Consider the following 18,060-nt stretch of genomic DNA (forward strand, 5'->3'; position numbering starts at 1 on the left):
ATTAATATCCCACTCCCGAGCGCCGGGGTTGGCGGATGACCGGCCATTGGCTTGGTTGGCCGTCTCTTCCTAATGGCATCACGCGTTTTTCGCGATTTACCAATTCGGGTTCCTCGCTGGCTTTATAAGCAAGTGTCGCGATGAGGATAACATTCGATTTCAGATCATCGAAGATGAGCTTATCGTATGTGTCGAGATTGGTATGCCAGGTAATCGTTCCATAACCCCACGAGAGTGAACTCATCATGAAAGCCGGGATGCCGGCAGCGATAAACGACGCATGGTCAGATCCTCCACTGCTGGGTGAACCAGGGAAGTCGGTGTCAATGTCGCTCGTGATTTCGCGCGGTGCGGCAGCCATCCATTTTCCCATGAAATCGTAAGCGTGTAGGAAGCCTGATCCGTTGAGGTTGGCAACCCGTCCCGTGCCGTTATCTTGGTTGAAGACCGCTTGTGTCTTTTGCACGATTTCTGGATGGTCGAGCACAAAGGCCCGCGATCCATTGAGTCCTTGTTCTTCGCTCCCCCAATGACCGATGAGGATGGTACGTTTGGGATTGGGATATACCTTTTTCAGGATACGTGCTACTTCCATCATCGTAATGGTACCTGTGCCGTTATCGGTAGCACCCGAACCCCCTTCCCACGAGTCGAAGTGTGCCGAAAGGATGACGTACTCGTCCGGCTTTGTTGTTCCTTTGATTTCGGCGATGGTGTTGAATGTAGGTACGGTGCCTAAGTGCTTGGAGTCGGTTTCTACCTGAATACGTGGTTTGTGTCCATTTTCTGCCAGCCGATAGAGTACGCCGTAGTCTTCCAACGAGATGTCGAGCGACGGAATTTTGGTAGTACGAGCACCAAAGATTTTGTTGGAACCGAACTCACGCGACCAATAGCATTCTAGTATGCCCGCAGCACCCGCTTCTTCCAATATGTGAGGCAGGGAGCGCGCTGATACACCCGTTGCAGCGATTTTATCACGCCACACATTGGTCAGTGAATCGCGCTCGCTTTTCATTTTTTCAATAGATTCCGGCTTTCCATATTCTTCCCAGTTGTAATCGGGCCGCCCGGTGGGCTGTAACATGGAAATCATGACATATTTGCCTTTCACGTTGGGCAACCAAGCCTGGAACGCCAACGAATCTTTTACGTCGGGGAGTGTGATGACTTCGCCTTCAACCGCTTTGCCGCCTGTTGTAGGGCTCCAGGCTAACTGGGTGCCAGCTAATGTCTTAACCCGCGGGTATACCATGTCGATGTGTGAGATGCCACGGTCCCAGCCGCGCCATTCACCGAATTCTTCATAACGGGCTTCGATACCCCAATCGGCATATTTGGCCACTGCCCAATCATGGGCATTTTTCATTTGGGGGGTGCCAACCAGTCGCGGACCCACCACGTCGAGCAATTCGTGGGCGAGCGATTTCAATTGTGAGTTTTGGTTTGCCTCTTTAACGATTTGCGCGACGACGGGTTCCAGCTTCTGCCCGGGTATTTGCCACGCTGTTTGGGCAGTGGCAATAAATGGAATACTCAGTCCGAGAAGGAGTACAAAAGAGGCAGGTTTGCCCAAATAGCGCCGACTCAATGCATTGTTCATGTGTATCATACCATCTTGTTTTTATTGGTTAACTCATAATGAGTGATTAAAAATCATGAAAAAAGTTGAGAATACCGCCTATGTGGTAGAAATTTTACTTGTTAGTGCTTCATCAGTTATATAATTCCTGGTAATCTTTTTCGGTGGTACCGCGCGAAAAATAACGGATATTATAAGTTAAGTTTACCATAAAATAACGCTGCAACACATTGGACTCACCGTCTTGGATATAGGTCTCTGTGACGTTACGGTAGATGTTGTTGTTCTGCCCGAATAAGTCGTAGACATTCACGCTTACTTCCGCCCGTTCGTTTTTCAGCAATTTCTTACCGATAGCCATGTTCACCAAAAAGGTGCTGTTATCGTAGCCTTCGGACAAACCACTGTTAAGTCGGTGGTTGAGATCAAGCCTGTAAATCAGTCCTTCCCAAACAATCCATTTGTAGTTAACGTGGGTTGTTTGCGTAAAGTAGTCGTTGTCGAGTGTGGGGCGCAATGAATTTTGGACATTGTTGAACGATGATCGGGTCCAGATATTGAAGTCGATCCGATCACTGATATTGCTGCTCAGCGAGAAGCCACCGCTATACCGGGTGGAATTCACGATGCTCGTTTCGTTATTGACCATACCGGGACTGTGACTATGCCGAATGCCGCCATGCACATTGAAATTGGATGGTAGGAAACGGACGGGCAAGCCATAATGAAAATACGAGCCAATGTCCCAATAGCCATTGAGATTTATCGGTCGTGTAAGCTGTGCCCCCCGCTCGAGTATGATGCCGTCGGCTAATTCGATTGGTTCATCAGCGATGATGGTATTGTTAACCACGCGGTTCGATGTCGTTGAGGAATGGACCATGGCAAAAAAACTGCGTTCCGTTTCGGGATTATAACTGCGATACCTGAAGCGGAAACGGTTGCTGTACGATTGGTCAAGATCTGGGTTGCCTGTCCGCAAGTGCAACGGATTTGAATTGTCGATAACGCCCTGCAAATCACCAATCGAAGGTGCGCTGGTACCTGCATCATAATCAAACTCCAGATTTTTTGATTCGGTAAATTTATAGCGTAGCCGTACGGAGGGCAAAACGCTTCTGAACGACCGTTGTAAGGCAAATTGACTTGGGAATTCCTGGTCGTTTTTCAATTGTGCATGTTGGAATTCGGCTTCAACCTGTACCCGGAATTTCTTAAGCGCGTATTGATATCCGATTTCAGCCTCCTGCCTGAGGTAATCGCTATTGAACGTATTGCTAAGTGCGGTGTCGATGCGCGTACGGTTCCCCAGATCATCCATGTCGTATGTCAGTTGGTCAGAATCGTCGCGGCGGTTACTCACTTCATATTCCAGCTCCACCATCCCATATTTGCCGATAGGTTCGGTGTAAGCTGCACCCGCTTCCCAAGAAAACCCTTTCCGTGCCCGGACAATGTTCTGCCTGATGGTTTCCGCACGTTCCTCGGGATCGTAAAATACGTTTTCCGCATACCGTTCGGCGTCGTCATCGTTTTTGTGGTTGCCCGTTTCCAAGCTCAGCCGCAGGCTTCTTCCTGCTTTGGAGAAGCGCCTGCTGTAATAGAGGCGGCTATTAAAATCAATATCCGAATTGTCGGCATACCGATGGTTTTCGGTTTGGTTGATTGGACCTGAATCGGACAATGTCTTGCCCGAAAAAAAACTATTCCCCTTGTCCAGTTGGGCGGAAAAATCCGGCCGGAAGAGGATTCTGTTATTGCTATCGATGTTATATTCCAGCCGCATGTTAAAGTAATGGTCCCTATTCCTGCGTGTGTTTTCGCTTGATTCAGTATAGTGTTGACCGTTATCATCTGGAAGCACATATTCCCGGAACAGGGATGACTCGCCGAAATTCTTACGGTGGTTGAACAGGTAACTGGCGTTGAGTTCCACTTTCTCGCCCCAACTATCGGTATAATTCAAACCGATCCTGTTGGTGTTGATGATTCCGTTTTGTGGGAGAACCGCCCCTTGGCTATTGGGATCGGCTGAATAATCGACTGCATTGATGTTGTTGGTCAGACCGGTAACAGTCAATCGCTGTTGTTCGTTGAAAGCGTTCACGCTTGCGCCAACGATATACCGATCGTTATCACCGTAACCGGCTGACGCTTTGCCGAAGAACCCCTTTCGGCTGTTGGGTTTCGTGATGATGTTGATGGTTTTTAGGCGCTCGCCGTCGTCGAACCCACTAAACTCAGCTTTATCACTCATCTTGTCGAATACCTGTACGTTTTGGATGATTTCGGCGGGTAGGTTCTGCAAGGCTGCTTTGACATCGGTGCCAAAAAACGGCTTTCCGTCCACTAGGATCTGTGCAACCGCTTCGCCTTGCGCTTGAAGGGTGCCGTCTTCACCATTCATTCCCGGCATTTTTTCGATGAGATCCTGGGCCGTCGCGTCTTTCATGGTCTGGAACGCCGCTGCATTGAACTGGGTGGTGTCACCGAGCTGTTTGCCAACGGGTGGTCGCATATTGATGGTTACTTCATCGAGAAGCCGAGCGTCTTCCTGCAAATAGAGCGCACCCAGATCCATGTTTTTAGTCATTTCTACTCGTTCATCCGTCTGTTCGTACCCCAGGTACTGCAAACGGAGTACATAATCGCCCCCCGCAACTTCCTTCAAGTTAAACGAGCCGTCGGAGAGCGTTAATGTTTCGCGCAGGATGATGGAATCTGTGGCATGGAGGAGTAAAACCGTTACATTCGGGAATGGGGTATCGTCGTCCGTACTGCGTACGGTGCCTTTAAGGGTATATTGTTGGGCAAGGATAGGTTGAGCGCAAAGAAATAACAGCACTGTATAGAGCAAGTGTTTCATTAAAGTATATATGTTTTAGTATCTGCGGTAGGCGCACAAATATCAGACCGTCCGGTGGTTTAGCGGCCCATGTCACGGCTTCGTTATGTAAATGATTGGGGTGCCAACTGATGTCATCAACTTGTCAGGGTTTGTTTAGCGGGGTGGCAGGTGAGCGTTGGCCGCTACAGATAACAAAAAAATACTCGTACATTTGCCTTATGGAACAGCCGATAGTTTTGGAAGGTTTTGATGTCGATCATATTAGGCAAGATTTCCCGATTCTTACCCGTACGGTAAACAATAAACCGTTGGTATATCTCGATAATGGCGCCACCACGCAAAAGCCTAAGCAAGTCATTGACGCTATCGTTGAATATTATACGCAATTGAATAGCAACGTGCACCGTGGAGTCCATCACCTCAGCCAATTGGCTACGGATGCGTTTGAAGTGACCAGAAGGAAACTTAAGCCATTCGTCAATGCGGCACACGAGCACGAAATCATCCTTACCAAAGGCACAACGGAAAGCATCAACCTGGTGGCTGCATGTTACGGCCGCGCATTTGTTGGGACAGGTGACGAGATCATCATCTCCGCAATGGAACACCATTCCAATATCGTACCCTGGCAAATGTGTTGTGAGGAACGGGGGGCTACGCTAAAGGTCATTCCCGTCAATGATGCTGGGGAGTTGGATATGGATGCTTATCGATCGATGTTGAGTAATCGAACGAAGATGGTTGCCGTTACCTATGTGTCGAATGCGCTGGGTACGGTGAATCCGGTAAAAGACATCATCGATTTGGCCCATGCTTCTGGTGCTCCGGTGTTGCTGGATGCTGCACAGGCTATTCAACACCTTGCCATAGATGTGCAGGCATTGGACGTAGACTTCTTGGCGTTTTCCGGACATAAAATGTATGGCCCCACGGGAATAGGTGTGTTATACGGTAAGGAAAAGTGGCTCGATGCCATGCCGCCCTACCAAGGAGGAGGCGAAATGATCAAGGAGGTTACGTTTGAAAAGACAACTTACAATGAACTTCCTTTTAAATATGAGGCGGGAACACCCAGTATCGAGGCAGGTATCTGTCTGACGCATGCCATTGATTATATCAATGCGATCGGATTGGACCAAATTGCGCGATATGAACAGGAGTTGTTGGCATATGCCACGCAGCAGCTGTTGGACGTGCCGGGTCTCCGCATGATAGGTACGGCGCAGGAGAAGTCCAGCGTGCTGTCATTTCTGCTGGATGGTACCCACCCCTATGATGTGGGTGTCATCCTGGATAAGCTGGGGATTGCTGTGCGTACAGGTCACCATTGTACGCAACCACTGATGGACCGTTACGGTATTCCCGGCACCGTACGCGCATCGATAGCGATGTATAATTCGAAAGCAGATATTGATGCGTTGGTTGCCGGAGTTAAACGAGCGGCAGCGATGCTGTCGTAAGTTGCTAGTCTCTAATCGTAAGTCATTAGTCTCAAATCTCAAATCTCATAACGTGACCATAAACGAAGTACAAGACGAACTGATTGCCGATTTTTCTTTTTTTGACGATTGGATGGCGAAATACGAGTATATTATCCAATTGGGTAAGGAACTTCCGCTTATCGACGAACAATTTAAAGAAGATGGCTACCTCATTAAAGGCTGTCAATCGAAAGTATGGTTACATGCGGACCATCAAGACGGGAAGGTGATATTCACCGCAGATAGCGATGCTATCATCACTAAAGGATTGGTGGCCCTGATGGTTAAGGTGTTGTCGGGGCATACCCCACATGAAATCGTAGAAAGCGACCTCTATTTTATTGACCAAATCGGTTTGCAAGAACACTTATCACCCACTCGTGCAAATGGATTGTTATCCATGGTGAAGCAGATGAAGCTGTATGCAGCAACCTTGCAAGCAGTTGACAATAATTGATAGTGGATAGTTGATAATTTATCTAACTGTCAATTATCAATTATCAAACCATTTCAACACCTCTTCCTTGGTTGGCATAGGTATATCAAGTTTCATTTTCTTACGAAGTCCGCCGAGATCATTAAACACTTTGTTAGGATTAGCCGATTTAAGTGTTTCAATGGTAGTTAAGCCCATTTTTTGGAGTACGGGCACCCACTCATTAGGTATTCCCTGTGCGTTATAATCCGCGGTGCTCGCTTGCTTTATGGCTTTCTCGGGGCGCATCTGCGGAAAGAACAGAACATCCTGGATACTTTGTTGGTTGGTCATTAGCATCGCTAGGCGGTCAATACCGATACCAATTCCCGAAGTAGGGGGCATCCCGTATTCCAGCGCGCGGAGGAAATCGTAGTCGATAAACATGGCTTCATCATCGCCACGTTCCATCAGTTTCAGCTGCTCTTCAAACCTTGCACGCTGATCGATCGGGTCGTTCAGCTCCGTGTATGCATTGGCGAGTTCCTTGCCATTTATCATCAGTTCGAAACGCTCCACCAGTCCTGCTTTGCTGCGGTGCTTCTTGGTGAGTGGGCTCATCTCTACGGGATAATCGATGATGAACGTCGGCTGAATATAGTGATGTTCGCATTTCTCGCCGAAGATTTCATCGATGAGCTTTCCTTTGCCCATGCTGGTATCGGTGGGAATACCCAGTTGCGTGCATACGTTGCGGAGCCCTGCTTCGTCCATTTCATTGACGTCGAATCCAGTGTGTTCCTTGATAGCATCGTAGATGCTTACACGTGGATAGGGTGCTGTGAATGAAATTTCTTTGTCGCCCACTTGTAAGGTAGCCTTTCCATTGGTGGCAATGGCTACCTGTTCAAACAACTGCTCTGTAATTTCCATCATCCATAGGTAGTCCTTGTAGGCCACATAAAACTCCAACACGGTAAATTCAGGATTGTGGGTACGGTCCATCCCCTCGTTGCGGAAGTTTCGGCTGAATTCATAAACCCATTCATAACCACCCACAATGAGCCGCTTGAGGTAAAGTTCATTAGCGATGCGTAGGTATAATGGGATATCCAGCGCATTATGATGGGTAACGAATGGCCTTGCCGCTGCCCCTCCGGGGATGCTTTGCAACACCGGGGTATCTACCTCAAGTGCACCGCGTTCATTGAGGAAATCGCGAATGGCGGTCTTTATTTTTGAAATTTTAATAAATGTTTCGCGCACATGCGGGTTCACCACCAAATCGACATACCGCTGGCGATATCGGAACTCGGGGTCTGTGACCGCGTCGAAGGTCTTACCGTCGGCAGATTTTACCACAGGTAGAGGTTTCAATGACTTGGCCAATAGGGTCAATTCATTGACGTGGATGGAAATTTCGCCCGAATTGGTGGTAAATACAAACCCTTTGATGCCGATGTAATCGCCGATATCCAATAATTTTTTGAAAACCGTGTTGTATAATATCTTGTCTTCACCAGGACAGAGGTCATCCCGCTTGAGGTACGCTTGAATCCGCCCAGAGGCATCCTGAAGCTCAATGAACGACGCATTGCCCATTATGCGGCGGCCCATCATCCTGCCGGCAATACTGACATTTTTGTAATTAAGCTTGTCGCGTTCGTAATTCGTTAGGATATCGTTAGCGGTGGCGTTGACGTCAAAGGCTTCGGCGGGATAAGGGTTTATTCCCAGCGCTTCCAGTTTATTGAGCGCATCGCGGCGCTGTATTTCCTGTTCAGATAGTACGGTGTTCATTCAGTAAGAATTATGCGGCAAACTTAGATAAATTGTTTTTATGTGCAAAATAGCATTCGTAAGCCGACTGTCGTAAGCCGATAGCTAATCATTCATGTATTTTGGGCGAACGGTGTAGCGTTTGTCTGTTCCGTTACGTTTGCCTAGCAGATGACAAGATAACAGAGTTATATGGTTAAATTTTCGTACAGTTAGCTACATCCCGGTGTAATTGAGCGTATACTTCCTCTGTGAAGTTCCTTCTCAGCGGCCGCCGATTAAGATTGATAAATTTGCTTTTAGTTTTAATATGTTGCAATTGTTGTATACATAAGGGCGAATTTATCTAAGTTTGCAATGTAAATTCAAAGAGCTGAATAATTAGGAGTGTAGCCGCGTAGTGAGTTTCAATATCCGATACTTGAAGGGAAGTAATGCGTTCTCGTTGGAAAGCGCGGTACGGCGCTGTGCCCAAAAGGGGGATGAGCGAAGCAAGGAGTTTATATACAAAAACTGTTATGGATATTTGAAAGCCATTACCATGCGGTATGTGAAGAACGAATATGACGCTGAGGAGCTGACGAATGAGAGTTTTATACGGGCATTCGGCAAGATGGGTACATTCCGTAGCAATGACGAGGGTGAGCGTTTTGAGAAGTCGTTTCGAGCCTGGCTGGCCCGGATAGCCGTAAATATATCCATCGATTTTTTAAGGGCCCAAAAGCAATTTGTTGCATTGGACAATGTCAGCGAAGGTGAGTTCGATCAGCAGCGCGTGGAGGTAACGGGAAACCTGCATGTAGAAGATATTATGAAGCTTCTATTCCAATTACCGGAGATACAGCGTACGATATTTAATTTGTATGAGGTGGAGGGCTATTCACACGAAGAAGTGTCGACGTTATTAGGGATACCCGAAAGCACGTCCCGTACGTACCTTACCCGTGCGAAGAAAAAACTGAGGAAACTGTATTTGGCATCGATAGATATCACGGCACGATATTAAGTAAGCAATATGAGTGAGCGGGAAGAGCATAATGAATTAATCCACCAACTAGCGGAACGGCTCCGTAGCCACACCGTGCCCTATAAGGAGGGTGCGTGGGAGCGGTTTAGGGCGGCTCACGGTAGGCCCCGACGGAAGCTATGGCCTTATTGGAGTGCTGCTGCGGTGTTGCTTGCAACCCTTGGATCGTACTGGATTATTCGTCATTCAAACGAAACGCTGATGCCGCCTCAAATTGTACAGCAAGACGCGGAGCCCAGTTCGGTAGTGCCCTCTGAGCACGAAAGCGATATATACGAAAGCGATATATTAGACGGTACCGATACCGAAGTGGTAGCGGATCAGCTGGTGTTGCCGGCGAACAATCGGGGAAGGGAGCGCCAGCAGCGTCCGGATATGGAAGAGCGGTTTCTAGCTGAAACCGTAGTTGAGGTACGCGAAGAAGCGGCTGTGGAAGACATGGATAGCGCTCGCGGCATAACGGAACAGACAGCTCCGCCAGCGGCGGCTGCAGTGGATACCTCGTCAACGCTTAACGTCGAACCACATCGGTTGGCTGTGATGGTTGAACCGGAAGGATTGGAGCAGTTGGTTGACAACACCGGATCGGTTACCGATGCCAGAACGTCTCCAAAACCAAGTAGTGCTATGGGCAAATGGGATTTGGGATTAGTGGTCTCGCCTTCGCTTACGAGCGAGGCAATTAATATGGGGGGCGGCGTTGCGGTTGCTTACCGGATTTCTGATAGATTCGCTATCGGTTCGGGGATTTCCGTGGCCCAATTGGGCGTAGGCGAAAATCCAAATCATCAACCCCAGTACGATGCCCTCCCCAACAGCCCTTCAGCAAGCGACTACTTTAACGGGCGCGCCGAGTCGGCGCTCAATTACCGACGGGAAGTTTCACTGACGAGCAGTGTGGTTACGTTGGACGTTCCCTTGGATTTGCGTTTTGATGTGGCAAAAGGCTTCTATACGTCGGTAGGGGTGTCGTACGTAGCTATTCTGAACGAGCAACGGACAAGCCATGTGGTTGACCAGATTAACAAGAATACGTTTGCTAGTGGCAATTCATCAATTACAGAGCGCCTCACTTCAACCGAGTTTGTTTATTCATCAGAGAAAATTCCTGCTAAACCCTTGCGGGGAAATGGATATGCTGGTTTCATGAATTTTTCCCTTGGCAAGAGATTACCGATATCCGGTAAACTCTTCTTATCTGTGGAACCTTATTTCAAACTTCCTATCGGTCGGCTTTCTAAAGAAGAAATGGACTTCACAAACGGGGGCATACGTATCGTCACCGGGTTTTGACCCGGCCGCTATATCTCAACGGTGTAAACGGCTTACACAAGAGTTGGATAAATTCGATGGGTTGCTTTTTTATTTGGAGTGGTGCTTGCATATTAAAGTAACTTTATCTAAGTTTGATTTATCTGTACCTCAGCGTCCGGCTTTGAGCAATGACGTAGCTTGGTCGGATACCTAATGATCTACCTTGGTGTTTATTGGATTGACAATGCCGGCGTAAAAAGCAGGTCGGCGTATTTAGTATAGGCTCATGCTCCTCGGTTGTGAAGAGGACAGGTACTGCAAATGTAAAAGATGGCGAAACGCAACAGCTTGTTTTTTTTTCTTGGGGTCTTTTTGTTGGTTGTTCAACACGTTCCGATCGCCGCATTTCAGGGTACCGCTCCTGCGACCAAGGTAGACACGATCATTATCAATGACCTGTATAGGGATGCAATCTTATCTGTTGAGGAAAACCTGAAAAAATCGGATGACCTGATTAACAAGGCCTGGAAAATGTCTATTGATATCGGTTACGATCGAGGTATTGCCGACGGATACTACTATACAGGAGTTGTATACATGCGAAAAGGCGCAACGGATGTCGCCGGGCGCTATTTTGAAAAGGCGATTTCACTTTACACGCAGGGGCAATTCTCGGATAACCTGCCCGATTGCCATCTCCTATTGGGACAGATTTACCTCAAGAGCGGCAGGTATTATACCGGTCTCCAAAATTTCCTAAGCGGCTTGCGTGTGGCGGCCGATAATGGTAGAGACATCGACCAGATCAAGTTGAATATCCAGCTTGCCAGCTATCACAACACCGTGTCTAAAGATTACGCGGAGGCAATAGCCGTCCTTAATGATGCAGCGGAACTGGCAAATAAAGCGGGTTATGACGAGGCGTTTGGTTCTATCCATCTGCAATATGGCATTAGTTTTTCGGAGCAACGTGATTATGAAAGGGCATTGTATAACATCTCGTTGGCAAAACAGGAATTCGACCTAAAAACGACCGCTGAACAGCGGCTCCGCACACTATTGGTTGAAGGTGATGTATACGCCGCCATGCGCGATGAGCGGCGTTTGGCAACTGTGCTTGAGGAGGCTGCTGTGCTTGTGGATACGGTCGGTGACGAGGGACTGGGAATAAGCTATCAACTTCTGTATGCCACTGAACTCTATTTTTTGGAGGATTATGATGCGGCTCTAAGGATATGCGAGCAGTTATACGCGGCGCTGGACCGCGTAGATACACAGATGGAACGTCATCACATCCAGTCCCTTCATGTGAAAGTAGTTTATGCTATGGGCAATGGTCCGCTGGCCGATAGCCTGTTTAATGCTTACGAATATGCGAAAGACAGCCTTTATACGGCACATTATATTGGGCAGGGCCGGGAGATGAGCGAAAATTACAAATTGGATAAGTTTGAACGTCAAATCAAGGAACAGGAGTTGCTTTTGTCTAATACGCGTTACCAGCGATACGGATTGATTGCTGGTATCGCCGTGTTACTGACCATTTTGGTCATCCTTTATTTCCACTTTCGGGAGAAAGATAAATTGGCACATCGGGTAGCCATAAAGAATACCGAAATATCTGTTCAGAACGAAGTGCTGAAGCAGGCTAACAAACAGAACGAACTGCTCTTACGCGAGATACACCACCGCGTGAAGAATAACCTCCAAATTATCAATAGCCTCCTCAGTCTGCAGTCGCGGAAGACGTCAAACCCAGATGTCATCGCCATGATGCGCGAAAGTAGCAGCCGAATACATTCCATCGCACTGATCCATAATAAACTTTATGAACAACAAAGTATCAACCGATTGGATATACAGGACTATATTGAGCAGTTGGGCGCACATTTGCTGAGTATTTACAACGTCCGAAAAAAAGACGTGCGTTTTGAAGTAAAGGCCCATGATGTGTTGTTAGACATCGATACAGCCATACCGATTGGTTTGATATTGACGGAACTCATAACGAATTCGCTAAAGTATGCATTCGCTGGACGGGAGCATGGTCAAATCCACGTAAATGTGAAACGGGAAGGGGAACGGGACTACGAGCTCGTTTTTAAAGATGACGGGATAGGTATCCCGGAGGCCAAGCGTCAAAACACATCCGAAACGCTGGGGTTCCGATTGATTCATTCACTCACCAGCCAGTTGGCGGGTATTATCCAATATACGTTTGACGAATTCTCCATGTATCGTATCCGCTTCAAGGGGCAAGCCTAACCGCTGATCTGGTAATACCTGTAAATTCATGCTGATTTTGTTTCAGGTTAATATAAGATTCTTATTTTTAAGGAATTTTAAATGTATTACCGTCAATTTTTTTCCATGAAGCGTAGAGATTTCTTCAAGAACACTGCTATTGCCGCCGCGGGCGCAACAGTGTTATCACCTTTTCAGGCCGTGGCGACACCTTTTCGCCAGGGTAGGGAAACCCGTTTGTCTGCCGCTGGCCGAGCCAAGAATATTATTTTTATGGTTAGTGATGGCATGAGTATAGGGACATTGAGTATGGCCAATATGCTTAGTGAGCGTCGCGATGGCAAGTTATGTGCTTGGATGTCATTGTATCACCAGGGGCTTGTGAATCGCGGGCTGATGGACACCGCCTCAGCAAACAGTTTGGTTACAGATTCGTCTGCGGCCAGTTCCTCGTGGGGCGGCGGCGTACGCGTGAACAACGGGGTACTGAACGTGGCTCCCGATGGAAGTAGGCCTGTTCCGATTCTTCAAAAATTTAAAGCTGCAGGGAAAGCGGTGGGTTGTGTGACCTCTGTGCCCATCACGCACGCCACGCCGGCAGGGTTTTGCGTGAACAGTGATAGCCGATCCGATCAACCTGGCATCGCCGAACAATATCTTGGCCTTGGTTTTGACGTGATGATGGGTGGCGGGACGGAGTTTTTTAGTGCTGATAAGCGGAAAGACAAACAAGATTTATTTGCAAGGTTTGCAGCCACCGGTTATCAGGTTGCCAAAACCCGTGATGACATGTTGGCAATCGATGCGGCAGCTTCAGCCGCACCGGTTTTGGGTGTGTTTCATCAAGATGGACTACCTTATGCCTTGGACCGGGAAAACGATGTGGATCTGAAAAAAAACACGCCATCGCTTGCTGAAATGGTCGGTACGGCCATCCGTCGCCTAACCAAGAATCCAAAAGGCTTTGTGTTGCAAGTGGAGGGAGGCAAGGTGGATTGGGCAGCGCATGCAAATGACGTTGGCGGACTTCTTTATGACCAGTTGGCATTCGACGAGGCGTTGGCCACGGCCCTAGCTTTCGCCGAAGCGGACGGCAATACGTTGGTCATCGTAACCACGGACCATGGGAATGCCAATCCTGGATTATTCGGCTCTACAAAAAACTTCGAACGGGTAATTGGTTTCAAACATACGAATGACTGGGTGTTGCAGGGGATCGATCGGGACTTTACGGCAAATCAGGTTCGCGAGCGGATTGAACATGCGCAAGGTTATGCCATCAATGCAAATGAAGCCATCCGGTTATTGTCCCATTACGTCACCGACCGGAATGAAGACGGGATGTACAACCCTTACAAGCTACCCTTTGCCGAATTGGCCGATATTCAGCGGAAATACACGGCTGTGGGGTGGGCCAGTACAGGCCATTCGGGCGACCATGTGGAGATTGCTGCATACGGGCCGGGGAGCGAATTGCTAAAGCCGTTCGTACGGAACACGGATATGCACTACCTCATGCTTGAGGCAGCGGCGGTGCGTCAGCAACGGTAGTTATACGATCTTATCGATCCGTACCCAATCCATGCCTGCGGCGATGGCGCCCTGGACTCCGGGGTCGCCGTCTTCAAAGACGAGGCAGTCGTGTGGAGCAACGCTGAGTTGCTGGGCTGCACTCAAAAACGGATCCGCATACGGCTTGCCCCTTTCGGTATCATCGCCACAGACGAGCACCTCGATGTCGTCGATCAAGCCGATTACCGTAAGCGTGCGGGTCACGGTTTTGCGACTGCCACCCGAAACCACCCCAATGCGTACTTCGCCGATATGGTTTTTTAGATGGCGGACAACGAACTCCACCGGAAGGGTTTGTTCGATGAAATCTTCGAAAAAGATGGTTGATTTCATCGCGGCAAAATCAACTGGGGGTACGTCTGTTTGGTATCGCTTGTTTATCTCTTGTGCAATCAACAGTGTGGGCCATCCAGCCAGCTCGTCGATGATAGCGGTATCGAGTGCGATGCCGAATTTCTCCGCTGCCTTTTTATATGCCGCTTTGTGTGCGTGCATGTTGTCTGCAAGAGTGCCATCGCAATCGTATAGGAATGCCTTATAATCTTTTTTCCTGCCGATTTGGGTAAGTTTGTCGAGTTTTTCGTGTATGGGGATATCTGTTGTCATCTTTTGGTTTTCCGTCGTTTTTTCTCTTGGGCGATAAGCGAAAGCTCGCGCCCCGTCTGGCCAGCTACGGAGGTGTTTTCTTGTGCCCGTCTGAAGAGATAGGGCATTACCGCTTTCACTGGACCGTAGGGCATGTATTTTGCTACGCGATACCCTGCTGCCGCGAGGTTGAAACTCAGGTTATCGCTCATGCCCAACAGTTGGGCAAAATGAATGTGAGGGTGATCGTGCGGCAGTTGCCGTGAGTTCATTTCATCAACCAACACTTTGCTGCTGGCCTCATTGTGAGTGCCCGCCATAAATCCAATCCGGTCGATATGGTCGAGGCAAAATTGGATGGCAAGATCATAGTCGCCGTCGGTCGCTCCCTTGTCGGGTTGGATGGGGGACGGGTATCCATTTTCCTGGGCACGCTCCCGTTCAATCTCCATGTAAGCGCCCCGAACCAGTTTGGCGCCGAGGAAAAAACCGGCTGTTTCTGCCAGGTGGTAATCGGCTTGTAGCGAAGCCAGCTTGTCGCGGCGATAAAGCTGGTACGTATTGTACACGATGGTTGCTTTTCGGTTAAACCGTTGCATCATTTCGCGGGCGAGGTCATCGATGACATCCTGTATCCATGAATGCTCGGCATCGATCAGTACCTTTACGTCATTCTCGTAACAGTTTTGGCAGATCCGTTCGAAGCGTCTCCGGATGCGCTCGTATTCCAACTGTTCGTTAACGCTAAGTGGCAGCTTGGCGTTGATTTTCTCAAACAGTTCAAAGCGCCCCAGTCCCGTCGGTTTAAATACCGAGAAAGATATGCGTGGGTCGGTGGTTGCATAAGCGACGGTCCGTAAGATTTCATTACAGGTTTCGTCGAACGCTTCTTCGGTATCTTCGCCCTCAACGGAATAATCTAGGATGGTACCTACCTGTTGGTCCGCCAATGTATCAATTGCTGGAATACATCCGTTGATGGTCTCGCCTCCACAGAAGTGGTTAAAAATAGTTGAGCGTATAAGTCCTTTAATTGGCAGGCCTATGTTCAAGGCAAAGTTGGTCATTGGCGGGCCGACCCGCGTCAGGAAATTACTGCTCAAGATTTTGAACAGCCAATAGGCTTTATTTAGGTCACTATCGCTCTTACCCCGAAACGCGACTTCAGTGTTTTCGAAAGAGAGCTCGCCCAATCGTTGCGTTTGTTGAGACATTCTGTGTGCAAATTACGGGGCGAAATTACGTATAGTTGTTGTGCTTTACAAACTTGTTTGATCAGGAAATAACGGCCAGCCTCATAATTTATTTGTGTACTAAATCATATTTTTATGTACCTTTGCCCATTCAACGCATACAATGAGTGACGCTATTAAACACGAGTGTGGTATCGCACTAATTCGCCTGCTAAAACCCCTTTCATATTATCAGGAAAAATACGGTACGGCCTTATATGGTATCAATAAGTTGTACCTTTTGATGGAAAAACAGCATAACCGCGGGCAAGACGGTGCGGGGATTGCTACGATTAAACTCGGGGTGAAGCCCGGTAGCCGATACATCAGCCGCTACCGTTCGATGGCATCCAATGCGGTGGCTGATATTTTCGAATATGTGCAGCGCAAGTTTGCCTCTGTGCAACGGGCCTACCCAGATAGATATGCCGACAGCCAATGGTTGAAGGAGAACGTCAGTTTTACCGGCGAAGTGCTTATGGGGCACCTGCGATACGGTACGCACGGCAAGAATAGCATCGAGAGTTGTCATCCGTTTTTGCGGCAGAACAATTGGATGACGCGGAACCTCGTTTTGGCTGGTAATTTCAATATGACCAATGTCGACGAGTTACTCGAACAATTGTATGAGTTGGGTCAGCATCCAAAGGAAAAGGCAGACACCGTAACCGTACTCGAAAAAATTGGCCATTTCCTGGATTCGGAGAACCAAGAACAATTCGATAAATTCAAAAAACAAGGGTATAGTAATGTCGAGATCAGTAATCTCATCGCTGAACATCTCGACATTGCCCGGATTTTACGCAAATCTTCCAAGACTTGGGACGGGGGCTATACCATTGCTGGTATTGTGGGACATGGCGACGCGTTCGTGATGCGTGATCCCGCAGGAATCAGGCCGGCCTACTATTATGTGAACGATGAAATACTGGTGGTTACGTCTGAGCGGCCCGCTATACAGACGGCTTTCAACGTTAAATTTGGAGATATTAATGAAGTAAAGCCCGGCTATGCACTAATTGTAAAAAAGGACGGCTCCATCACTGAGGAGATGTTCCGCGAGCCGGTAGAAAAGAAATCCTGTTCGTTCGAGCGAATTTATTTCTCGCGGGGTAGTGATGCGGCAATCTATCAGGAACGAAAGCACCTGGGGCGGCTGTTATGTCCGCAGATCTTAACGGCGATTAATCATGATATTAAAAATACCGTTTTTTCCTACATCCCGAATACGGCCGAAGTGTCGTTTTATGGAATTGAAGAAGGTATAAACGAATACGTGCGGACGCTGCAGAAGGAGACGCTCCTCAATCGTGCTGATAAAATTTCGGATGAGGAGCTGGATGAAATGTTGAGCATCTCCCCCCGGTTTGAAAAACTTAATATCAAAGATGCCAAACTCCGTACGTTTATCACACAGGATGCTGATCGACAAGACATGGTACAACATGTGTACGACACAACCTACGGTATCGTACAAGATGGCGAGGATACAATTGTTGCGGTGGATGACTCCATTGTTCGAGGTACAACGCTGAAACAAAGTATTTTAACCATTCTTGATCGTTTAAATCCAAAGAAAATTATTATTGTTTCATCGGCACCCCAGATCCGGTACCCAGACTGCTACGGTATCGATATGTCCAGGATGGGCGAATTTGTGGCTTTCGAAGCCGCCGTTTCATTATTGTATAAACATGGTCTTGGGCACGTTGTAGAGGAGGTTTACCAGCAATGTTTAGCTTCTTTAGACTTGCCTAAAGAGCAAGTCGAGAATTATGTTAAGGCCATTTATGCACCATTTACGGATGAAGAGATTTCTGTTGAGATAGCAAGTATCATCCGTGGCACACATATTAAAGCGCAGGTTGAGGTTATCTACCAAAAATTGGAAAACCTCCATATTGCGTGTCCAGAGCACAAAGGGGATTGGTATTTTTCTGGGGATTACCCTACACCTGGTGGAAATCGGGTGGTCAATCGGGCTTACATGAATTGGGTGGAAGGGAAAAATGTACGGGCGTATTTCAGTGCATAGCGGTTG

Annotated in this window: 12 protein-coding genes; 7 read left to right on the plus strand and 5 right to left on the minus strand. The window is 48.0% G+C overall.

The annotated features are described in order from the left end of the window. Position 1 precedes the first annotated feature (1 nt). Both VNQ80_RS11490 and VNQ80_RS11495 read right to left on the minus strand, forming a co-directional pair. The gene (locus VNQ80_RS11490) at positions 2 to 1,612 is read right to left on the minus strand and encodes a M20/M25/M40 family metallo-hydrolase (protein WP_325638658.1); all 1,611 of its coding nucleotides are present in this window, start codon (positions 1,610 to 1,612) and stop codon (positions 2 to 4) included. Between the two features lie 103 nt (positions 1,613 to 1,715). Continuing rightward, the gene (locus tag VNQ80_RS11495) at positions 1,716 to 4,448 is read right to left on the minus strand and encodes an outer membrane beta-barrel protein (RefSeq protein WP_325638660.1); all 2,733 of its coding nucleotides are present in this window, start codon (positions 4,446 to 4,448) and stop codon (positions 1,716 to 1,718) included. A gap of 200 nt (positions 4,449 to 4,648) precedes the next feature. Here VNQ80_RS11495 and VNQ80_RS11500 point away from each other — a divergent pair, with 200 nt between their 5' ends. Both VNQ80_RS11500 and VNQ80_RS11505 read left to right on the plus strand, forming a co-directional pair. Then, on the plus strand, positions 4,649 to 5,890 hold the full coding sequence (locus VNQ80_RS11500) for a cysteine desulfurase (RefSeq protein ID WP_325638662.1): 1,242 nt from the start codon (positions 4,649 to 4,651) through the stop codon (positions 5,888 to 5,890). A gap of 52 nt (positions 5,891 to 5,942) precedes the next feature. Next, positions 5,943 to 6,368, plus strand: coding sequence for a SufE family protein (locus VNQ80_RS11505; RefSeq protein WP_325638664.1), 426 nt, complete (start codon positions 5,943 to 5,945; stop codon positions 6,366 to 6,368). A gap of 36 nt (positions 6,369 to 6,404) precedes the next feature. Here VNQ80_RS11505 and lysS read toward each other — a convergent pair whose 3' ends face one another. Then, positions 6,405 to 8,126 carry a lysine--tRNA ligase gene (lysS, locus tag VNQ80_RS11510; protein ID WP_325638666.1) on the minus strand — a complete coding sequence of 574 codons (1,722 nt, stop codon included), beginning with the start codon at positions 8,124 to 8,126 and terminating at the stop codon, positions 6,405 to 6,407. A 379-nt stretch (positions 8,127 to 8,505) separates the two neighbouring features. On the opposite strand from lysS, the gene VNQ80_RS11515 reads away from it, so the two are divergent. The 4 genes from VNQ80_RS11515 (at position 8,506) to VNQ80_RS11530 (ending at position 14,181) form a co-directional block, all read left to right on the plus strand. Further along, on the plus strand, positions 8,506 to 9,111 hold the full coding sequence (locus tag VNQ80_RS11515) for an RNA polymerase sigma factor (protein WP_325638668.1): 606 nt from the start codon (positions 8,506 to 8,508) through the stop codon (positions 9,109 to 9,111). Between the two features lie 9 nt (positions 9,112 to 9,120). Then, positions 9,121 to 10,425, plus strand: a complete 1,305-nt coding sequence (locus VNQ80_RS11520) for a hypothetical protein (RefSeq protein WP_325638670.1) — start codon at positions 9,121 to 9,123, stop codon at positions 10,423 to 10,425. A 291-nt stretch (positions 10,426 to 10,716) separates the two neighbouring features. Beyond that, complete coding sequence (locus VNQ80_RS11525) at positions 10,717 to 12,651, plus strand: sensor histidine kinase (protein WP_325638672.1); 1,935 nt, start codon at positions 10,717 to 10,719, stop codon at positions 12,649 to 12,651. 105 nt (positions 12,652 to 12,756) lie between these two features. Then, entirely contained in the window at positions 12,757 to 14,181 is a 1,425-nt protein-coding gene (locus VNQ80_RS11530; protein ID WP_325638674.1) for an alkaline phosphatase, read from the plus strand. On the opposite strand, the gene VNQ80_RS11535 is transcribed toward VNQ80_RS11530, so the two are convergent. Both VNQ80_RS11535 and VNQ80_RS11540 read right to left on the minus strand, forming a co-directional pair. Next, positions 14,182 to 14,808 (minus strand): HAD-IA family hydrolase, encoded by a 627-nt coding sequence (locus VNQ80_RS11535; RefSeq protein ID WP_325638676.1) that lies wholly within the window; start codon positions 14,806 to 14,808, stop codon positions 14,182 to 14,184. After that, a complete protein-coding gene (locus VNQ80_RS11540) occupies positions 14,805 to 16,001 on the minus strand; it encodes a proline dehydrogenase family protein (protein ID WP_325638678.1) in 1,197 nt (398 codons plus the stop codon). Before VNQ80_RS11540 ends, VNQ80_RS11535 begins: the two co-directional genes overlap by 4 nt. 142 nt (positions 16,002 to 16,143) lie before the next feature. On the opposite strand from VNQ80_RS11540, the gene VNQ80_RS11545 reads away from it, so the two are divergent. Further along, a complete protein-coding gene (locus VNQ80_RS11545) occupies positions 16,144 to 18,054 on the plus strand; it encodes an amidophosphoribosyltransferase (protein ID WP_325638680.1) in 1,911 nt (636 codons plus the stop codon). Positions 18,055 to 18,060 lie beyond the last annotated feature (6 nt).

Source organism: Parapedobacter sp. (assembly GCF_035556095.1).
Classification (GTDB): Bacteria; Bacteroidota; Bacteroidia; order Sphingobacteriales; family Sphingobacteriaceae; genus Parapedobacter.

Coding starts and splice junctions, on each gene's coding strand:
- VNQ80_RS11490 (WP_325638658.1), bottom strand. CDS start 1,612: ATGATACACATGAACAATGCATTGAGTCGGCGCTATTTGGGCAAACCT.
- VNQ80_RS11520 (WP_325638670.1), top strand. CDS start 9,121: ATGAGTGAGCGGGAAGAGCATAATGAATTAATCCACCAACTAGCGGAA.
- VNQ80_RS11530 (WP_325638674.1), top strand. CDS start 12,757: ATGAAGCGTAGAGATTTCTTCAAGAACACTGCTATTGCCGCCGCGGGC.
- VNQ80_RS11495 (WP_325638660.1), bottom strand. CDS start 4,448: ATGAAACACTTGCTCTATACAGTGCTGTTATTTCTTTGCGCTCAACCT.
- VNQ80_RS11545 (WP_325638680.1), top strand. CDS start 16,144: ATGAGTGACGCTATTAAACACGAGTGTGGTATCGCACTAATTCGCCTG.
- lysS (WP_325638666.1), bottom strand. CDS start 8,126: ATGAACACCGTACTATCTGAACAGGAAATACAGCGCCGCGATGCGCTC.
- VNQ80_RS11540 (WP_325638678.1), bottom strand. CDS start 16,001: ATGTCTCAACAAACGCAACGATTGGGCGAGCTCTCTTTCGAAAACACT.
- VNQ80_RS11535 (WP_325638676.1), bottom strand. CDS start 14,808: ATGACAACAGATATCCCCATACACGAAAAACTCGACAAACTTACCCAA.
- VNQ80_RS11525 (WP_325638672.1), top strand. CDS start 10,717: ATGGCGAAACGCAACAGCTTGTTTTTTTTTCTTGGGGTCTTTTTGTTG.
- VNQ80_RS11500 (WP_325638662.1), top strand. CDS start 4,649: ATGGAACAGCCGATAGTTTTGGAAGGTTTTGATGTCGATCATATTAGG.